Below are 16,557 nucleotides of genomic sequence, written 5' to 3'. Positions count from 1 at the left end.
TCGGTTCTGGGCTACCGTGATCGCCATGAACCTCGCCGGAATCGCCCATATCCAGCTCTCGGTCACCGACTTCCCGCGCAGCCGCGCGTTCTACCGCGCGCTCTGCGAGCACTTCGAGATGCAGTGTCAGTACGACGACCCGGGCAGCGAGACCGAGAGGCCCATGCTCTATTACATCGGCGGAAAGACCGGCCTGCTGATCCGCCCCGTGAACCCGGAGCACGCGGACGCCCGCTTCCACCAGTACAAGCCCGGCCTGCACCACCTGTGCTTCCGCGCCCGCAGCCGCGAGGACATCGACGCGTTTCACCGGTTCTTCGAGGGCACGCTGGCCGCGCTCGGCGGCAAGCTCGTGCACGCGCCCGAGGAGGGCGCGTGGGCCTCCGGCTACTACTCGATCCTGTTCGAGGATCCGGACGGCATCCGGCTCGAGATCAACCACGTCCCCGGCAAGGGCAACCTGTCCGAGGGCGTCACGCTGCCGCTGCCTCCCGTCCGGGGAGGCGTGCCCGAGCAGGCGTGACGAGGCCCGCGACCTCGCTCCCCTCCCCCGCTCACGCCTGCAGCACCCGCAGCGACCCCCGCACCACTCCATAGCTCCCCTCGACCCGCAGCCCGCGCGCGACCTCCGCGGGCGCCACCTCCCCGGCGAGCAGCCGCCGGTACGCCTCCACCACCCGCCGCGCCCCCTCCGCGTCCTCGCGCACGAGCTCGATCCGGAACCGCCGCACGCCGCCCTTCGCGAGCTTCGGCACGAGGTGCGCCGCGCTCTGGGGCGCCGCGTGAAACACCGTGTTCCGACACCCCACGTCCGCCTCGAGCGGGTGATCCACCCCCGCTCGAGGCGGACCTCGCGCGCGCCGGCCATCGCCGCGCGTCAGTTTTCGATTGACGCCTGCCATGTGAACGCTCGCAGCAGCTGGGCTCGGCTGGGATGACATCAGGGCGCGCTCCACGTGCGGCGCGCTCCACGTGCGGAACGTCTGGCAACCACCTAAGCTCGATCGCCAGCCCCGCGAGCGAGTGAGGCCATTCGCCCACGGGGTCGACCTACTCGGCGGCTGCCCGGAATGACGGCGTACGCGTGACGGCGATGAAGAGATCACGGATCATGTTCGTGCGCGCCGCTTCGGCGGCAGCAGTTTCGAAGCTGGCGCGGAGTTCCGGAGTCAGACGAACGAATCTGCTGTGTTCCGCGTTTCCCGGGTCAGGCGACGGGTCCAGCGCATAGGACAGCAGCCTCCGCGCCAAGCAGCGTCCCGTCTCCGGGCGATCCATGAGCTGGCGGATCAGGTCTGGCTGTCCGGTGAACGACAGCTCGCTGCTGTCACCGACCGGCAAGGCGCCCGAGGGGTCGACCGGGCTTTCTCCGTCCGTGGACACGGCTCGCCCCAGAGCGTCGAATCCGACGAACGCGAATCCAAGTGGATTCACGGCAAAATGGCACACCATGCAGTCCGGAGACGCCGTCACTTCGATCATCTGCTGTCGCGCGGACCGCATCGGAACGGCGGGGGTCCCCAGCACGCTCGGGGCCGGTGGCGCAATGGGCAGCATCTCGCAGACCAACGTGTCGGAGAGCAGCCAATACCGCCGCGCGGGCCAGGGCGGCTGATACCGTCCGGAATAGCGGGTCAACACCCCGGCGGCTCCAAGCAATCCGACCCGATCATGCGTCGGGAATTCGACGGGCTGCCAGGCTGCGTCCGGCGCGAGGTCCACGCCGTAGTGTCGGCCGAGTGCCCCATCCATCATCGTGTATGGCGCCAGAAACAGCGTATCGATGCGGCCATCCCCATCGAACGCGACGTGCTCGGCAAGCTTCACCGCCTCGCTCGCCATGCTCGCGCGGACATCAGGCAGCAGCTCGACCGCTTCTTTGGTCTCGGTCGCCAAGTCGTCGAGCCGGAGCAGCCACCGGAGCCACGCCTTGAGGCCCATGCGCGCGCGCGGATCATCCAACATCTCGGCGGCGACGGCCGCCACCCGGGACGACGACCGGTCGTCATCCAGGCGCGCGATCAGAGCAGCCTCGGGCTCGGCGTCCCATAGCAGGCGAGCCAGCCGGACGGCCACTGTCTGGGCAGAAGCGAGGCTAGCGGGTTCGGGCTGCGCGTCGTTCGAACTCGCCTCGCCGCCGATTCCGCCGCCAACACCCGTCTCACGGTCGGCGTCTCCACCGCCGGCACCGGCGTCGGCAGCGGGCGTCACCGCGGACTCCGCCTGGACGCAGGCAGTGGCCATGCCCAGTGCTATGAAAGCGATGGTCGCCCACGACGTCCGACGCCTGCGCCCAAGCGAAGGTCCTTCCTCAGAATGGCGGTGCTGCAAAGTCATGCCCAGCGGCGCTCGGTCCCTACGCCAGGTCGCGCCAAGCCCCAGGACACGGATTTTGTCAACGTCTGTGGTCATGCGGACCTGCGATCATAGGCGAGCCTGGGTACAAAGTGTACAGCAATTATGTCCGGGAGTGTTACCGCGCGCGCTCTTTGATGGGCGTGCGATCCGGCGATGTGATGGCGTGCTGAGGGTCCCCAACCATATCGAGGCCCTGCGACCGCCTCCGGCGGTGCCCCTGCGGGGCAGCCTTGACACGGCCGGGGGATCCCCAGCGTGAGGCAACTACGCGTTCGGGCGGGGGGATCCGCTCGAACGCGAGCCCATCATCGAAGGTAGCACCCGCCGATCCACTTCGACCGGGTGTCGCGTATTTACGCGCCCCTCCCATCGAAGGACCGGATCGCCGAGGGCCTCCTGTCCGTCAAGCACCGTGCTCGGTAACAGGGAGCTTAGCTTCCTGGGGCCGACACGCCCAGGTCGATGATGTGGATCGGCCCTGGTTCATCGTCAATATCCCAAAAATGGTTGTAGTCCCACAGCTGAACCCATGGCGTGTTGCTGACGTCCAATTCGTGATAGCCCGGCGTCAGGGGCCCGGACGCTCTCAGGTTCGTTCCATCGAACCAAACCAGCTCGACCGTCTTGTCACCGCCGATCGTGATGTCGAACAGATCGAATGTGCTGCTCCCCAGAGCGGTATTGTCCACTTCTATGTTAATGGCGTCTGCATTCGTGTGGGGAAAGGTGCCCGCGCGTGGCTCGTTCGCCCAGTCCGGGCACGTTGAGCTGCAGACGTTGTTCACACGGTAGCCGTAGCCGAGTCCACCTCCATCTCCAGGATCGCAGCCGCACAGGGGCTGGAGGCTAGGGTTGCTGAAGGGAAGGTGAAGATGGTCTGGATTGTAAGGCCCGGCCGGATACACGTGAACGTAGTAACGGGAGAAGCCACAGCGGGCCCGATACAGCCAGCAACCCACTGCTCCCGCAGGGTTGCTGCACGGCACCACGGTCCCGCCTGCGCCCACGGTGCTCCACGTCCCGAAGTGTGTTCGCGCCTGGTCGTGCACATTCGAGAGCGCAAAGGAGTCCGAGAAATCCTCGATGCAGAGACCGCCTGGTTCCTGCGCCTGCGCCGGCCGCGCATTGCCGAGCGTGAGCGCGCCCAAGACCAGGGCGCCGAGCACCGACGTCCTCCGAGACGTTCTCCAGTTGTGAGTCTTCACCGTGGTCATTTCCGTCCTCCTTCTTGACCGGTAACGAGCGCAGCGAAGGCAGGATTGCGCGCCTGGAGTTGGCGTATCTCCTCGGCAGTCAGGACGCGGCTCCGCGCGATCCGCTCCGTGCCTCGGTTAGCGAGCCGGCTTCGCGCCGCTTCCGAGGTCGACCGAGAAGACTCTCTGTCGTCTACCGGAAGGCGTACGGCAGGGGCGCTCAGCGCATCAGTTTGCGTCTGTATCGGCCCGTCCTTCGCCGGCGGCTCACCTCCGCATCCCACGATTCCAGCTGCCACGATGAACCCGGCCAAAAGTGCCGGAGCTAACAGAAGCGTTTTTTTCATCTTCAGATTTCTCCCGTTGAAAGAGCCCTGGAGAGCACATCCGGAGCGCGTCACGAGACCATCGCGCGATCTCTCGCGAGCGGCGACCACCGTGGAGCCTGGGCTGGAGCCCCGCTCGGGTGGCGAGGAGCTACAGGCAATCCTCGGGCCAAAGGTCTCACCGCAGGATTTCCCGGCGAATTCGACCGACGGTCGGCCGTCGAGAGATCGCCATCGTGACATGTCACGTGACATGTCGCCGATTAGCGTGACGTGTCACGTGACATGTCACCGATTAGCGTGACGTGTCACGTGACATGTCGCCGATTAGCGTGACATGTCGTCCGCGCGCCTCGCTCGAGTTCAGCGGGCTGGCGTTATGGCGCCCGGTCGCAGAGGGCGGCCTCGAGCGGCAAGGCGCCGCCTCGCGCTGGCGCGGCGCACGGATCTCTCCGGTGTGAAGAGCTTCCTCGACGCCGCCGGCGGATCGGGCTGCTTCTGCATCGCTCTCGCCCTCCGGCACCCCGCGATGCACCTCACCCTCGCCGAGCGGACCGCGGTACGCAAGGTGGCGAGGATACTGCGGGCTCGGCAGGACCGGCGCGAGCTGCCCGGTAGGGGTGGTGAAGGGTTTATAGACCCCTACCGTAATTTTTCGACGCGTGACACGGCCGGATATTCAGGGTAATGTATCCATATGAATTTCATCAGTGCTTTCACGGGTGTGCGCCTTGCGTCGCTGATGTCATCGATAGCGATAGCAGTTTGTATGCCCATCGCGGCGTGCGGCGACCAGGCGAGCGGCCAAGGCGGCTCCGAGCAAGGCAGCGCCGGTTCAGCCGGCATGGGCGGCGATCTCGGCGTTACCACCGGGAGCGGCGCGGGGAGCGGAAACGGCTCAGGGAATGGCGGCGGCGCAGGAGGGATGAGCGGCGGCGCAGGGGGGATGAGCGGCGATGCAGGAGGCGGCGGCGCAGGAGGGATGAGCGGCGATGCAGGAGGCGGCGGCGCAGGAGGGATGGGCGGTCCCACCCTGCCGCCGATCGCCGATTACTCGGACGAGGGCCCCTTCGATACAGTCGTGGAGCGGAACGTGGGGCCGAACGGAGCCTATACGGTGTTTAGGCCCGAACCCTTGGGTACGGACGGCTTCTTGCACGCTCCGATCATTTTCGGCCCCGGCATCGGCCAGCAGGTGGCGGTGCACACGACCATGCTGACGAACTTTGCTTCTCACGGTTTCGTGGTCGTCGGGTGCCCCGTCCTCAATGGCGGCCCCGGCGACGAGGGCAATCGCAAGAAGATGGAGGATGGTCTCAACTGGATCCTGGAGCAGAACGACGCGCCAGGCAAATACCAGGGCAAGCTCTACGTCGATCACGCGGTCTCGATGGGCTTCTCGGTCGGCGGCACCTCGGCCGTGCAACTCGGCGGTCACGAGGCGGTGGCCACAGTCGTCTCGATCCACGGCCACAGGGCCTCGGCCGACCTCCACGGCCCGATGCTGCAGACGACTGGCACCCGGGATACTGTCGGCATGCCCCTCCAGCAGGCCACCTACGACATGTCCGAAGTGCCGACATTCCTGGCAACGCTGACGGGCGCGCCTCATCCATACATCGAGAGCGACGGCGGCGGCGAAGAGCGGCCCGCGATCGTCGCGTGGATGCGCTACTGGATCTACAACGACATGGGCGCGCGGGACTATTTCTTCGGCGATGATTGCGTGTTGTGCAAGCCGCCTTGGGAGAATCCCCAGCGCAAGAACTGGGAATGACCTCGCGTTGAAGGTGCTGGAGCGCCCGCTCCCCTCCGCGCTCCCGGCCCGCCTCCGGCCCGACCTTCGATCAGGGCTGCGACCTCGCTCACGCTGGCGCTGGCAACGTCGGCTCCGCCGACACTCGAGGGCATCAAGCGTCCGCTGCCCGCGCGCGTCCCGGGGGGAGCGCCCTCCAAGTCACCCCCGCCGCCGCTCACGCCTGCAGCACCCGCAGCGACCCGCGCACCACTCCATAGCTCCCCTCGACCCGCAGCCCGCGCGCGACCTCCGCGGGCGCCACCTCCCCGGCGAGCAGCCGCCGGTACGCCTCCACCACCCGCCGCGCCCCCTCCGCGTCCTCGCGCACGAGCTCGATCCGGAACCGCCGCACGCCGCCCTTCGCGAGCTTCGGCACGAGGTGCGCCGCGCTCTGCGGCGCCGCGTGAAACACCGTGTTCCGACACCCCACGTCCGCCTCGAGCGGGTGATCCATCCCCGCCCGATCCCGCAGCGACAGCGCGTGCTCCTCGCACGGCCGGCCGCAGGTGCGATGATCCTTCCCCTCCGAGAGCGCGGCCGCGATCACGCAGTGCTCCATGTGGAACAGCGGCATCGGGTGGTGCACCACCACCTCGGCGAACGGCGCGAACGGCGAGTCGAGCAGCGCCACGAGCTGCGCGGCGTCGAGGTCGAACGACGGCGTGAACGCGGCGAGCCCGCGCGAGAGGACCTCGCGCGCGGCCAGCTTGTTCGTGACGTTCAGGGAGAAATCGCCGATCCGCGGCACGCCCGCCGGGGCGTCGAGCAGCGCGCCGAGGCTGCGGACCAGGATCGCCGCCGGCCCGAGCGAGAGGAGGTACCGGTCGATCTTCTCCTCGCCCGGCTTGCGGATCCGCGGCGGCGCGACCGCCACCCAGGCCCCCGCCGCGACGAGCTCGCGCGCCGCGGCCCCGAGGCCGACCATCTCCAGAAAATCGAGGTAGACGCCGCTCGCGCCGGCCTCGAGCGCCGCGCGCGCCTGGCGCGCGTTGCGGCACAGCACGAACAGGCCGGGCGGCGGCGGCTCGAGCGCCGGGGGGACGGCGCCGGCGAGGAGCCCCTCGGCCGGCGGCGGAGCGCACGCGTGCGGGCGGTGCGACGCCTCGAGGAGGGCCGCGACGAGCGCGCGGCGGGCGCGGTTCAGCGCCGACGGCGGCACGAGCGCCGGCCCGTCGAGCGACAGCGCGACGCCGCGCAGGACGAACGGCGTGTCGCCCAGCCGATCGAGCTGCCGGCGCAGCGTGGCCTCGTCGAGCGGCGACCGATCGGCGCGGCCGAGCGGGGCGTCGACCTCGACGGCGGCCGACGCGCCGCCCTCGGCCGCCGCCGAGAGCCGCGGGCGCTCGCCGAGGCGGCCCTCCAGGCGGACGTCGATCGCCACGCGGCGCGGGGCGCGCTCGAGCGCCTCGCGGACCGCGCGCGCGCCGGCAGGGTCGCTCGTGCGGAAGACCCGGCGCCCGCGCAGCGTCCGTGCGCCGCGCAGCACGTCGTCGGGCAGGCGCCGGTCCGGGCCGAGCCACACCTCGACGTCGCCGCCCGCCGGCGCGCGCTCGACCTCGCGGCCTTCGGCCCACAGGCCCCAGATGCGGCCGCCGATCTCGCCCTCGCCGGCGAACCCGCCCTCCACGAGGATCCCCTCGCCGCGCGCGAGCGGCCGGGCGGCGCGCACGACCACGACCTCGTGGCCGCGCCGGCGCGCGGCGCCGCGCGCCTCGCCGACCTCGATGCCGCGGTGATCGCAGGTGCGGCCGTCGACGAGGCGCTGGTGGTCGACGCCGCGCAGGAAGCCGGGCCCCGAGCCGCGCGAGAACGCCTGGAGCGCCGCCTCCCGGTCGAGCGCGCCGGGGCCGGCCCCCTCGCCGAGCGCAGCGTCGATGGCGGCGCGGTACAGCCGCGCGGTGGCGCCCACGTACTCGGGGCCCTTGAGGCGCCCCTCGATCTTCACCGAGGCGACGCCGAGCGCGACGAGGTCCGGGATGACGTCGGTGGCGTCGAGGTCCTCCGGCGAGAGGAGGTAGGCCGCGTCGCCGAGGTCGCGGAGCGCGCCGTCGACGACGAGGCGGTACGGCAGGCGGCAGGCCTGGGCGCAGGCGCCGCGGTTGGCGCTGCGGCCGCCGATGGCCTCGCTCGTCAGGCACTGCCCCGAGTAGGCGATGCAGAGCGCCCCGTGCACGAAGACCTCGAGCTCGACGTCGGTCGCCCGGCGGATGGCGGCGATGTCGTCGAGCGAGAGCTCCCGCGCCAGGATGACCCGCGCGGCGCCGAGCGATCGCGCGAGCTCGACGCCGGCCGCGTCGGTGCAGGTCATCTGCGTGGAGGCGTGCATCGGGAGCCCGGGCGCGAGCGCGCGCACGAGGCGCATCACCCCGAGGTCCTGCACGATGACCGCGTCGACGCCGGCCGCGGCGCACGCCTCGATCGCGCCGCGGACCGCCGGGAGCTCGTCGTCGAACACGAGCGTGTTCAGGGTGACGTAGCCCTTCACGCCGTGGGCGTGGAGGAAGCGCATCGTCTCCGCGAGCTCCGCCGCGTCGAAGTTCGCGGCGCGGGCGCGGGCGTTGAAGGGCGAGGCCGCCGCCGCGCCGCTGCCCGCGGCGCCCCCCCGGAGGCCGAAGTAGACGGCGTCGGCCCCGCCGCGCACGGCGGCTTCCAGGGCGGCGCGATCGCCGGCCGGGGCGAGGACTTCAGGGCGCGCAGGCCGCATCATCCGCGCCGTTCTAGCAAGCGGTGGCGCGGTTGTCCCCCTCTCGCACGAGCGGCCGCGCGATCAACCGATGAGCCGGCTCGCAGGCGCGCGCCGGCGGGCCGCGCTCCGGCCGGCTGCGCGTGCCGCGACCTCCGCGCAATGTCGGCGGCACGATCGCGTGTCCGCGATGCCCCGCGAGCGCCTGCGCCGCTGCGCTCGCGCGACGGCGAAGCAGCGAGCAGGAAAGCGCCTTTTCCGGCGGGCTCCGCGCGCCGGAGCGCCTTGACCTGCCTTCCCGAGGTGGGGCACGATCGGCTAGCAGCCCACCCGACCGATATGTCATCCGATCCTCGCCGGCCGGCGCGGCGAGGCCCCGGCGGCAGGGTCGGATGCGCGGAGCGACGACAGCCATCAACCACCAGCGCGGAACTCGGGAGCTGAACGTCGGAGAGGCGCTTGCATTTCCCGCCCGCCCATGCGCCAGGGCGGCGCATGCCGCAGAGGGATGCCGATGAACAGAGACGGATTTCGCTTCGGGTACGCGCTCTCGCCGACCGTGCTCTGGCTGCCAGCCGCGCTCCTCGCGGCGACCTCCGCGTGCGCCGGCGACGTGAGCCCGCCGGCGGCTCTCTGCGATCCCCCCTATTCGGCCTGCGACGGGGTCTGCGTGGCGCTGCGGTCCGACCGCGCGAACTGCGGCGCGTGCGGCGTGGCGTGCTCGGCCGATGAGGCCTGCGTGGCCGGCGCGTGCGAGGTCCGGGGCGGCGAGGGCGGCGGCGGCGAGGGCGGCGGCTCCGCGGGCGTGGGCGGCAGCGGGCCGGAGTGCGGCGGCGACCGCACCATGCAGCGCTGCGACGGGGAATGCGTCGACACGCGCACCGACCCGCGCCATTGCGGCCAATGCGGCTCGGCCTGCGAGCCGGGCCGGGCGTGCGTCGGCGCCCTGTGCCGGCGGACCTGCCTGGAGGGCCTCACCGAATGCGCCGGCGCCTGCGTCGACCTCACCGCAGATCCGCTGCATTGCGGCCAGTGCGGTCGCGCCTGCGACCCGGGGAGCCCGTGCGAGGGCGGCGCCTGCGGGTGCAGCGCCGAGCCGTCCCAGGACATCGGCTCCGAAGTCCCCCAGCGGGTGAGCGGCACCACGGTCGGCGCCGACGACAGCCGCTCGCTGAGCTGCGCAGGGTCGGGCGCGGCCGATCAGACGTTCCTGTTCACCGCGCCGCGCGCGGGGACCTACCTGTTCGACACCTTCGAGGCCTCGCACGACACCGCGCTCGGGGCGCTGCGGGCGGACACGTGCGCCGAGCTGGCCTGCAACGACGACGCGGGGAGCCTCCAGTCGCAGATCGCCGTCGATCTCTCCGCGGGCGAGCCCATCCTCGTGGTGGTGAGCGGCGCGGAGGGCGACTTCACGCTGCGCGTGGCCGAGCCGGGGCCGGTCCAGTGCACGCCGACCGCGCTCGAGCCGGTCGTCCCGCAGACGGTGGTGGGCTCGACGGTGGGGCTCGAGGACTCGGTGTCCGCCACCTGCGACTACACCTCGAGCCTGGACGCCACCTACACCTTCACGGCCCCCGAGACGGGCCTGTACGCCTTCAGCGCGCGCTCCGCCGTGTCCGAGCTGCTCGTGGAGGTCCTCGACGGCGGCACGTGCACCGGCGATTCGCTCGACTGCAAGTTCGGCCTCGGCGAGTCGACCGCGGTCGCGGAGATCGAGGCCGGGCAGACGGTGCTCGTCGCCGTGGCGAGCCCGGTCACCGCCATGCGAGAGTTCACGCTGGACGTGTTCGAGGCCCCGGCGTGCCCGGGGGTGAATCTCGGCTCGACGGTCCCGCAGACGGTGACCGGGAACAACGAAGAGCTCCCCAACGTGCGCGCGGCGTGCTTCTCGTCCACGAGCGGCGGCGAGGCGACCTTCGGCTTCACCGCGCCGCGCGACGGCCTGTACCTGTTCGACGCGACGGGCTCGAGCTTCCCCGTCCTCCTGGAGGTGCGCCGCGATGGGTGCGCGGGCGAGGTCGTCACGTGCCTCGACGGCACGTTCCAGCCCGCGCGGGCCGCGGTCCCGCTCGCGGCCGGCGACACCGCGGCCATCATCCTCGACAGCTATGGAGATGCGGGCGACTACGCGCTCGAGATCACCGAGGTCGCGTGCCCCATCATCGATCTCGGCTCGACGCCGCAGACGGTGACCGGCACGACCGCCGACTTCAGCGATGTCCTCGCGCCCGAATGCGGCTACTTCGGGGGCCCCGAGGCGACCTACCTGTTCACCGCCCCGGCCGACGCTCTCTACACCTTCGACACGGAGGGCTCGACGTTCGATACGATCCTCGACGTGCGGGACGGCTCGTGCTCCGGCCGCTCGCTCAAGTGCAACGACAACGCCGATCCCACGGGGACCCTCACCCACTCGCGGCTGAGCGTGCTCCTCACCGCCGGTCAGTCGGTGGTCGTGTCCGTGGACAGCTACGAGGCGAGCGGGGAGTACACGCTGAACGTCACCCAGCGGGACGCGCCGCCCTGCCCGCTCTTCGATCTCGGCGACTCGGTCCCTCAGACGGTCACGGGCAACAACGAGGGCTATGCCGATATCCTGACGCCCGAGTGCGGCGCCGGCCCCGGCGGCGAGGCGACGTACGCCTTCACCGCGCCAGCGGACGGATATTACGACATCGACACCGCCGGCTCCACGGTCGAGACGGTCCTGTCCGTGCGCGACGGCGGGTGCCGGGGCGACGAGATCGCCTGCGAGAGCGACGGGCGGAGCTCGCGCGCTTTCGTGTGGCTCGACGCCGGCCAGACGGTCCTGATCAGCGTGGAGGCGAGCGGTGAGGGCGGCGACTTCACGCTCAACGTGAGCCGGCTCGACGGCCCCGGCACGTGCGCGGCGCCCGTCGCGCTGGAGCCCTCCGTCCCCCTGAGCACGGCGGGGACGACCGCGGAGGGCCGCAACGTCGCGGAGTCGAGCTGCGGCGGCGAGGACGCGCCCGACGCGGCCTATTCGTTCACCGCGCCGGAGGCGGGGACCTACACGATCGACACCTACGGCTCCGAGTTCGACACGGTCCTCGCCGTCTTCGACGGGAGCTGCGAGGGCGAGGAGCTCGCCTGCAACGACGACGTGGTGCTCGACGACTGGTTCGACGCCGCGTCGGAGCTCACGGTGTCGCTCGAAGCAGGGCAGACCATCGTCATCGTGGTCGACGGCTACTTGGAGTCCGGCCATTTCGAGCTCAACATCCGGCGTTGATCCGCGCTGCGCCGCGCGGCCGGGCGGCTCCGGGGTCGCCTGGAGCTCGGCGTCCCGCGAACAGGCGGTTTCCTGCCGTCGCCCCGCGGAATCGTATACGCTGCACGCATGAGCCACGTCGTGATGCAGGCAGCGGAGTTCTCGACGGTCGCCGCGGCGGAGCAGGCCGCGGCGGAGCTGCGGCGGCTCGTCGCGGACTCATTCCCCTCGACACGCTCGGTCCGCTCCGGGCAAGCTGCGTTGGCATGAAGGCCGCGATCTGTCCGAGCTATGGCCCTCCCGAGGTCCTCTTCATCGGCGACGTCCCGAAGCCCACTCCAAAAGCCGACGAGATCCTCGTCAAGGTCCGCGCCTCCTCTGTCAACTCGAGCGACTGGTTCATTCGCAGCGGCCTTCCCACGGCGCCCTTCTACATGCGGTGGATGATGAAGGTCGCGCTCGGCTTTCGAGGACCCCGCCGTCGCATCCTCGGGCTCATCGTCGTCGGGGAAGTCGCCGAGGTCGGGAAGGCCGTGACCCGATTCCGTGCCGGCGACCGAATCTGGGCATTTACCAGGCTCCGCTTTGGGGCCTATGCCCAGTTTACCTGTCTCCGTGAGTCCAGCGCCGCAGCGCTCTCCCCGCGAAACCTCGCCTATGAAGAGGCCGCCGCCATTCCCTACGGCGGCCTGCTGGCGCTCCACTGCCTCCGCCGCGCGGCGCTCGAGCCGGGCCACGCTATCGTGATCTACGGGGCTTCGGGCGGCGTAGGGACTTCGGCCGTCCAGCTCGCGCGCCACATGGGGGCCGAAGTCACGGCGGTGTGTGGCGCGGCCAATGCGGAGCTCGTCCGCTCTCTCGGCGCGGCGCACGTGATGGACTACACGACGGAGACGTCACCTCCCGAAGGAGCTCGCTACCATGCCGTGCTCGACGCGGTCGGTAAGCGAAAGACCTCGCCGCTCCGCTCCGCGTGCGAGGACGCGCTCGCCCCCGGTGGCCGTTCGATCTCGGTCGATGATGGGACACCGGAGTTCGTGGCGCGCGATCTCGAGGAGCTGGGCGAGCTCGTCGACAACGGGTTCCTGCGGCCCGTCATCGATCGGCGCTATCCACTCGATCAGATCGCCGAAGCCCACCGGTACGTCGAGCAAGATCACAAGAAGGGCGCCGTCGTCATCACCGTCGCGCACGACGACTGAGCGGGGCTACGCAGGGCATCCGGCCCTTTCGCCTGCGGTAGGCCTGGGAGGCGCGCGCTCCGCACGGACGCTCAAACGCTATCCTCTCACGCGCGATCGGTTGGCGATCAGGGGGTCGGCATAGATCCCGCGGATCTTCGACGGAGGCGCCGCCTCCCGGTGCGCCGCGGCGCTCACCTCCTCGCCGACTCCAGCTCGGCCTCTGCAGCCAGGAACACCGGGGATCGCAGGAGCGCGCCCATCAGCTGCAGCGCCTCGCGGGGGTGAGCCGCGGAGACGTCCACCTCGTCCGGATCGGGCGCGCTCAGATCGTACAGCTCGGGGGCGCCCCACTCGAACGGCAAGACGAGCTTGTAGCGCCCATCGAGGATGCCCACGCGCGCGATCTGCTGGTCCGATACCGCCGTCGCGAGCAAGGGCAGCCGGCGCGGGGGCGGCTCGGGATCGAGGAGACCGAGCAGATCCTCGCCGTGGTATCCGTTCATGGGCGGATCGGGGGTGAGCAGCCGGGCGATGGTCGGCGCCACGTCGATGAGCGAGACGCGCTCCTCGACGACCATGGGTGGGATGCCCGGGACGCGCAGGACCAGCGGCACCCGCAAGAGCGACTCCCACAGGAAGGTCGAGTGCGGCCAGAACCCGCGGTAACCGAGCGCCTCGCCGTGGTCCGACACGAAGAGCACGAGGGTGCGGTCGGCGAGATCGAGCTCCTCTAGGCCGCGGAGCAGCCGCCCGAGGTGCTCGTCCAGGCTCCGCGCCACCACCCGGTAGCGCCAGTTCCAGCGGCCCTCGGCGGGCACGTGGTAGCGCTCGGCGGCGCCCTCGACGTACGTGCCGTCGAGCTCGTGCCAGTTGTGGACATCGAAGTTGAAGAGCCACGCGAAGAACCGCTGCGAGCCGCGCTGGGCGAGCCAGGACAGGGCTTGGTCCACCATCGGCCCCGCCGTCGGCTGGTCGGCGCCGTAGCCCCAGACCCCCCCGCGGGCGTGGTCGGGCAGGCGATACGTCTCATCGAACGCGAACGTCGGCAGGAGCAGGGAGATGAAGTCGGCCGCCGACGCGGGGATGAACAGGGTGGTGGGGATCTCCAGGCGCTTGGCCAGGTCCAGCAGGCTGCCCGGGCTGCGCGCCAGGCCGTCGTAGCTGCCGCCGAGCAGCCCGGGTAGCGCGCGCAGCGTGTCGGAGCCCGTCGAGTACGCGCGCTCGAATCGGACCGCCTGGCGCGACAGCGCGGCGGCGTTCGGCATCACCTCCTCGTCGTAGGCGACGTCGCCGCGGAGGCTGTCCACGTAGAAGACGAGGACGTTGAAGTCGGCCGCGAGCGCGCGCCCCGCCGAGCCGGTCGCGCCCGCGCCCGGCCGATCGCTCCAGCCCGCGTCCCAGCGGGGGTCGCGCGTCGGCTGGTCGACGTCGTACCGCTCGCGCAGCGCCTCCACACGGCTGGCGCGCATCCCGGCGACGTCATCGCCGCGCAGGATGGCCTGCGCCAGCTCGATGCGGCGCAGCATCCTCCCGACGTAGACGGGGTCTCGGCCCGTGTGCGCCAGCGCCTCCTGATGCCAGCCTCGCAGCCTGGGCGACGACGCGAGGAAGAGCACCCACACCGCGGCGGCCACGGCGGTCGCCCGGATCGCGGCCCGCGCCCGCGCGCGCCGCGCGGCGAGCGTCAGCCCGGAGAAGCAGGCGCACCCGAGCAGCACCGCCCCGCAAAGCTCGAGGGCCGTGTGCACGCGCCTGTAGATGGCCACGAGCACGGTGAGGTCCACGATCACGAGCGCGCCCCCGAGGATCGCGAGCGCGGCCGCCGTCGCCGTCGCCACCCCGGAGCCGCCCGCGCGCCCGGCGTCCGCCCCGCGCAGGGCGCGGCTGTGGACGAGCGCGACCGTGGACGCGGCCAGGCCGACGGCGGTCAGCGCGAGGTAGGGGCCGAGGGTACCCAGCGCGCCGGCGTGCGCGAGGCGCCCGGAGAATACCCAGAAGGTGGTGCTCGAGAGCGCCGCGACCGCGATCGACCCGTAGGCCGCCGCCCGCGCGACCTCGGCGGCCCGCGGCGCCCGCCGCTCGAGCGGCGTCGCGAGCAGGCGCACGAGGGTGACGAGCGCCCAGGCGGCCAGCCCCAGGCCCGCGCCGACGGCGACGTAGAGGCCCACGGCGGCCCTGAGGTGCCCAGCCAGCGCGACGCTGGCAATGTCGTGGCGCACGGCGGTATCGGCCGCCACGGCGCCGAGCCCGACCGCGACGCCCGCCGACACGCACCGCGCGAGCTCGTCGCCCGATCGCCCGCGCCGCACGGGAAGCCGGGCGAGCCGCAGAATCCAGCGCAGGGCGGCGTGTAGTGATGTCCGAGGCACGCCGTCGCGAGCCTAGGAAACGGCGCCGGGTTCATCAAGCGGGCTTCGCCTCCTCGGGCGGCGTGCGCTCCCCCTGCTCTGCACGGTGCCGCCCGGTCGCCCGGCGTTCGCGCGCGCCGCGCCGCGCTGCGCTGTTCGGCGCTCGGCGCGCTCCCTGTGGCCGCCGCGCGCCGAGGTCAGCGCGCGACCCAGTAAGCCTGCGTCCAGGCGCGGGACCCGTCCGGCGCCGTCACGCGCGCGCGCACGTACTGTTCGGGGCCGCGGAGCCGATAGCTCGCGCGGTAGGCCGCGCCTGACATCTCGGCCTCGGCCGTCGCCGGCGCGGCCTCGAGCAGCACGCCCCACCGATCGATGAACTCGACCATCACGTCGGGGGGCTCGACCCAGAGCGTGAACGTGTCCGACGTGACGGCGAGGCGCGTGAGCCTGGGCCCCGACGAGGCGTAGAGCCGACCCGCGCCCAGGGCAGCGCAGATCGCCGCCTGCGACGTCTCCTCGGCGAACACCTCGACCCACCCGCTGCCAGGTCCCACCTGAGGCACCTGCTTGTCCGCGCCGGCGAGCGAGTGCATGTCGTCGACCGCGACCGCGGCGATGGGCTGGCCAGACGACAGCGCCTGCTCCCACTTCTCTTCCGCGGAGGTGTGGGTGGCGTCGCCGTCGCTCCGCACGTGCGGATGACCGCTGAATATCTCGACGAGCTGGGCGCCCTCGGCGTCCGCGATGTCTTCGGCCTCGATGGCCCAGTGGAAGTTCGGGTGATTCACGAGCGCCACGCCCCCCTGCGCCAGGATCTCGGACGTCGCCCAGGCGAGCGCGGCCCGCGCGGTGCGGAAGGTCCCGCCGCCGATCCGCCGCTTCGTGCAGAGCGCGTTGACGTGCACCGGCTGCCCCGCGGCGGCCATCGTCACCTCCTCGCCGGGGATGACCAGGAAATCCTGCACCTGCGAGGCAGGAGGGCGCGTCACGTCGAGGTAGTTGTTGTGATCCGTCAGCGCGAGGAACTGGTAGCCGTGGTCGCGATACCAGGCGAACACGAGCTGCGCCGGGCTGTCACCGTCGGAACGGGCGGAGTGCGCATGGAGGTTGCCGCGCTGGAAGACGCTGACGTCCAGCTGCTCGACGAAGCGCGGCGACCGCGAGGGCAAGGGCTCCCGCGAGATGTCGAGCGCTCCCGTCGGAGCCACGTCCTGGCTCGTCCCCGCGCGCCCGAGCACCGCCGCGAGCGCGGCCGCGACCGTCGCCACCGCGGCCCATCGCGCGCATCGCTGCGCCATGGCGGGCTTCACCACCACGTCGGCCATCCTCGGCGTCGGGTCGGAGCCGCGCGACATTGGGCCTCATTGTAGCACGGGTCGTGCAGCGTGGCCCATGCAGAGGCAGCAACTTATCCATGCCTCGAGTTGGTCAG

At 71.4% G+C, this 16,557-nt stretch carries 11 protein-coding genes; 5 read left to right on the top strand and 6 right to left on the bottom strand.

All coding sequences use genetic code 11. The features are described from left to right. Window positions 1-25 precede the first annotated feature (25 nt). Entirely contained in the window at window positions 26-523 is a 498-nt protein-coding gene (locus tag WMF20_RS12290) for a VOC family protein (RefSeq protein WP_437613453.1), read from the top strand. A gap of 31 nt (window positions 524-554) precedes the next feature. Here WMF20_RS12290 and WMF20_RS12285 read toward each other — a convergent pair whose 3' ends face one another. From WMF20_RS12285 to WMF20_RS12275, 3 genes are all read right to left on the bottom strand, one after another. Beyond that, window positions 555-833 (bottom strand): hypothetical protein, encoded by a 279-nt coding sequence (locus tag WMF20_RS12285; RefSeq protein WP_437613451.1) that lies wholly within the window; start codon window positions 831-833, stop codon window positions 555-557. A 217-nt stretch (window positions 834-1,050) separates the two neighbouring features. After that, a complete protein-coding gene (locus tag WMF20_RS12280; RefSeq protein ID WP_437613449.1) occupies window positions 1,051-2,244 on the bottom strand; it encodes a DUF1592 domain-containing protein in 1,194 nt (397 codons plus the stop codon). A gap of 545 nt (window positions 2,245-2,789) precedes the next feature. Continuing rightward, the gene (locus WMF20_RS12275) at window positions 2,790-3,572 is read right to left on the bottom strand and encodes a hypothetical protein (protein WP_437613447.1); all 783 of its coding nucleotides are present in this window, start codon (window positions 3,570-3,572) and stop codon (window positions 2,790-2,792) included. 1,074 nt (window positions 3,573-4,646) lie between these two features. On the opposite strand from WMF20_RS12275, the gene WMF20_RS12270 reads away from it, so the two are divergent. Beyond that, complete coding sequence (locus tag WMF20_RS12270; RefSeq protein ID WP_437613445.1) at window positions 4,647-5,654, top strand: alpha/beta hydrolase; 1,008 nt, start codon at window positions 4,647-4,649, stop codon at window positions 5,652-5,654. A gap of 196 nt (window positions 5,655-5,850) precedes the next feature. Here WMF20_RS12270 and WMF20_RS12265 read toward each other — a convergent pair whose 3' ends face one another. Beyond that, window positions 5,851-8,382, bottom strand: a complete 2,532-nt coding sequence (locus WMF20_RS12265; protein ID WP_437613443.1) for a DUF3656 domain-containing U32 family peptidase — start codon at window positions 8,380-8,382, stop codon at window positions 5,851-5,853. Between the two features lie 490 nt (window positions 8,383-8,872). Between WMF20_RS12265 and WMF20_RS12260 the strand changes: the two genes are divergently transcribed. From WMF20_RS12260 to WMF20_RS12250, 3 genes are all read left to right on the top strand, one after another. Continuing rightward, window positions 8,873-11,614 (top strand): MXAN_6577-like cysteine-rich protein, encoded by a 2,742-nt coding sequence (locus WMF20_RS12260; protein WP_437613441.1) that lies wholly within the window; start codon window positions 8,873-8,875, stop codon window positions 11,612-11,614. 108 nt (window positions 11,615-11,722) lie between these two features. Beyond that, a complete protein-coding gene (locus WMF20_RS12255; protein WP_437613439.1) occupies window positions 11,723-11,863 on the top strand; it encodes a hypothetical protein in 141 nt (46 codons plus the stop codon). Further along, the gene (locus WMF20_RS12250; RefSeq protein WP_437613437.1) at window positions 11,860-12,795 is read left to right on the top strand and encodes an NAD(P)-dependent alcohol dehydrogenase; all 936 of its coding nucleotides are present in this window, start codon (window positions 11,860-11,862) and stop codon (window positions 12,793-12,795) included. The genes WMF20_RS12255 and WMF20_RS12250 overlap by 4 nt, the downstream gene beginning before the upstream one ends. Before the next feature lie 173 nt (window positions 12,796-12,968). Here the strand turns inward: WMF20_RS12250 and WMF20_RS12245 are convergent, their stop codons facing one another. Together WMF20_RS12245 and WMF20_RS12240 are read right to left on the bottom strand one after the other, a co-directional pair. Next, window positions 12,969-15,047, bottom strand: a complete 2,079-nt coding sequence (locus WMF20_RS12245) for a sulfatase-like hydrolase/transferase (RefSeq protein WP_437613435.1) — start codon at window positions 15,045-15,047, stop codon at window positions 12,969-12,971. Between the two features lie 275 nt (window positions 15,048-15,322). Beyond that, window positions 15,323-16,480, bottom strand: coding sequence for a CehA/McbA family metallohydrolase (locus tag WMF20_RS12240; RefSeq protein WP_437613433.1), 1,158 nt, complete (start codon window positions 16,478-16,480; stop codon window positions 15,323-15,325). Window positions 16,481-16,557: the final 77 nt, after the last annotated feature.

The sequence above is a fragment of the Sorangium sp. So ce834 genome (assembly GCF_051521425.1).
GTDB classification, from domain to species: Bacteria; Myxococcota_A; Polyangia; order Polyangiales; family Polyangiaceae; genus Sorangium; species Sorangium cellulosum_D.
Note: the sequence above shows the minus strand (reverse complement) of the source record. Positions and strands in the feature narration are given on the sequence as shown.

Excerpts from the sequence above, each read along its gene's own strand:
- WMF20_RS12270 (WP_437613445.1), top strand. The coding sequence starts at position 4,647 with ATGCCCATCGCGGCGTGCGGCGACCAGGCGAGCGGCCAAGGCGGCTCC.
- WMF20_RS12290 (WP_437613453.1), top strand. The coding sequence starts at position 26 with ATGAACCTCGCCGGAATCGCCCATATCCAGCTCTCGGTCACCGACTTC.
- WMF20_RS12240 (WP_437613433.1), bottom strand. The coding sequence starts at position 16,480 with ATGTCGCGCGGCTCCGACCCGACGCCGAGGATGGCCGACGTGGTGGTG.
- WMF20_RS12280 (WP_437613449.1), bottom strand. The coding sequence starts at position 2,244 with ATGGCCACTGCCTGCGTCCAGGCGGAGTCCGCGGTGACGCCCGCTGCC.
- WMF20_RS12260 (WP_437613441.1), top strand. The coding sequence starts at position 8,873 with ATGAACAGAGACGGATTTCGCTTCGGGTACGCGCTCTCGCCGACCGTG.
- WMF20_RS12255 (WP_437613439.1), top strand. The coding sequence starts at position 11,723 with ATGAGCCACGTCGTGATGCAGGCAGCGGAGTTCTCGACGGTCGCCGCG.
- WMF20_RS12265 (WP_437613443.1), bottom strand. The coding sequence starts at position 8,382 with ATGATGCGGCCTGCGCGCCCTGAAGTCCTCGCCCCGGCCGGCGATCGC.
- WMF20_RS12250 (WP_437613437.1), top strand. The coding sequence starts at position 11,860 with ATGAAGGCCGCGATCTGTCCGAGCTATGGCCCTCCCGAGGTCCTCTTC.
- WMF20_RS12275 (WP_437613447.1), bottom strand. The coding sequence starts at position 3,572 with ATGACCACGGTGAAGACTCACAACTGGAGAACGTCTCGGAGGACGTCG.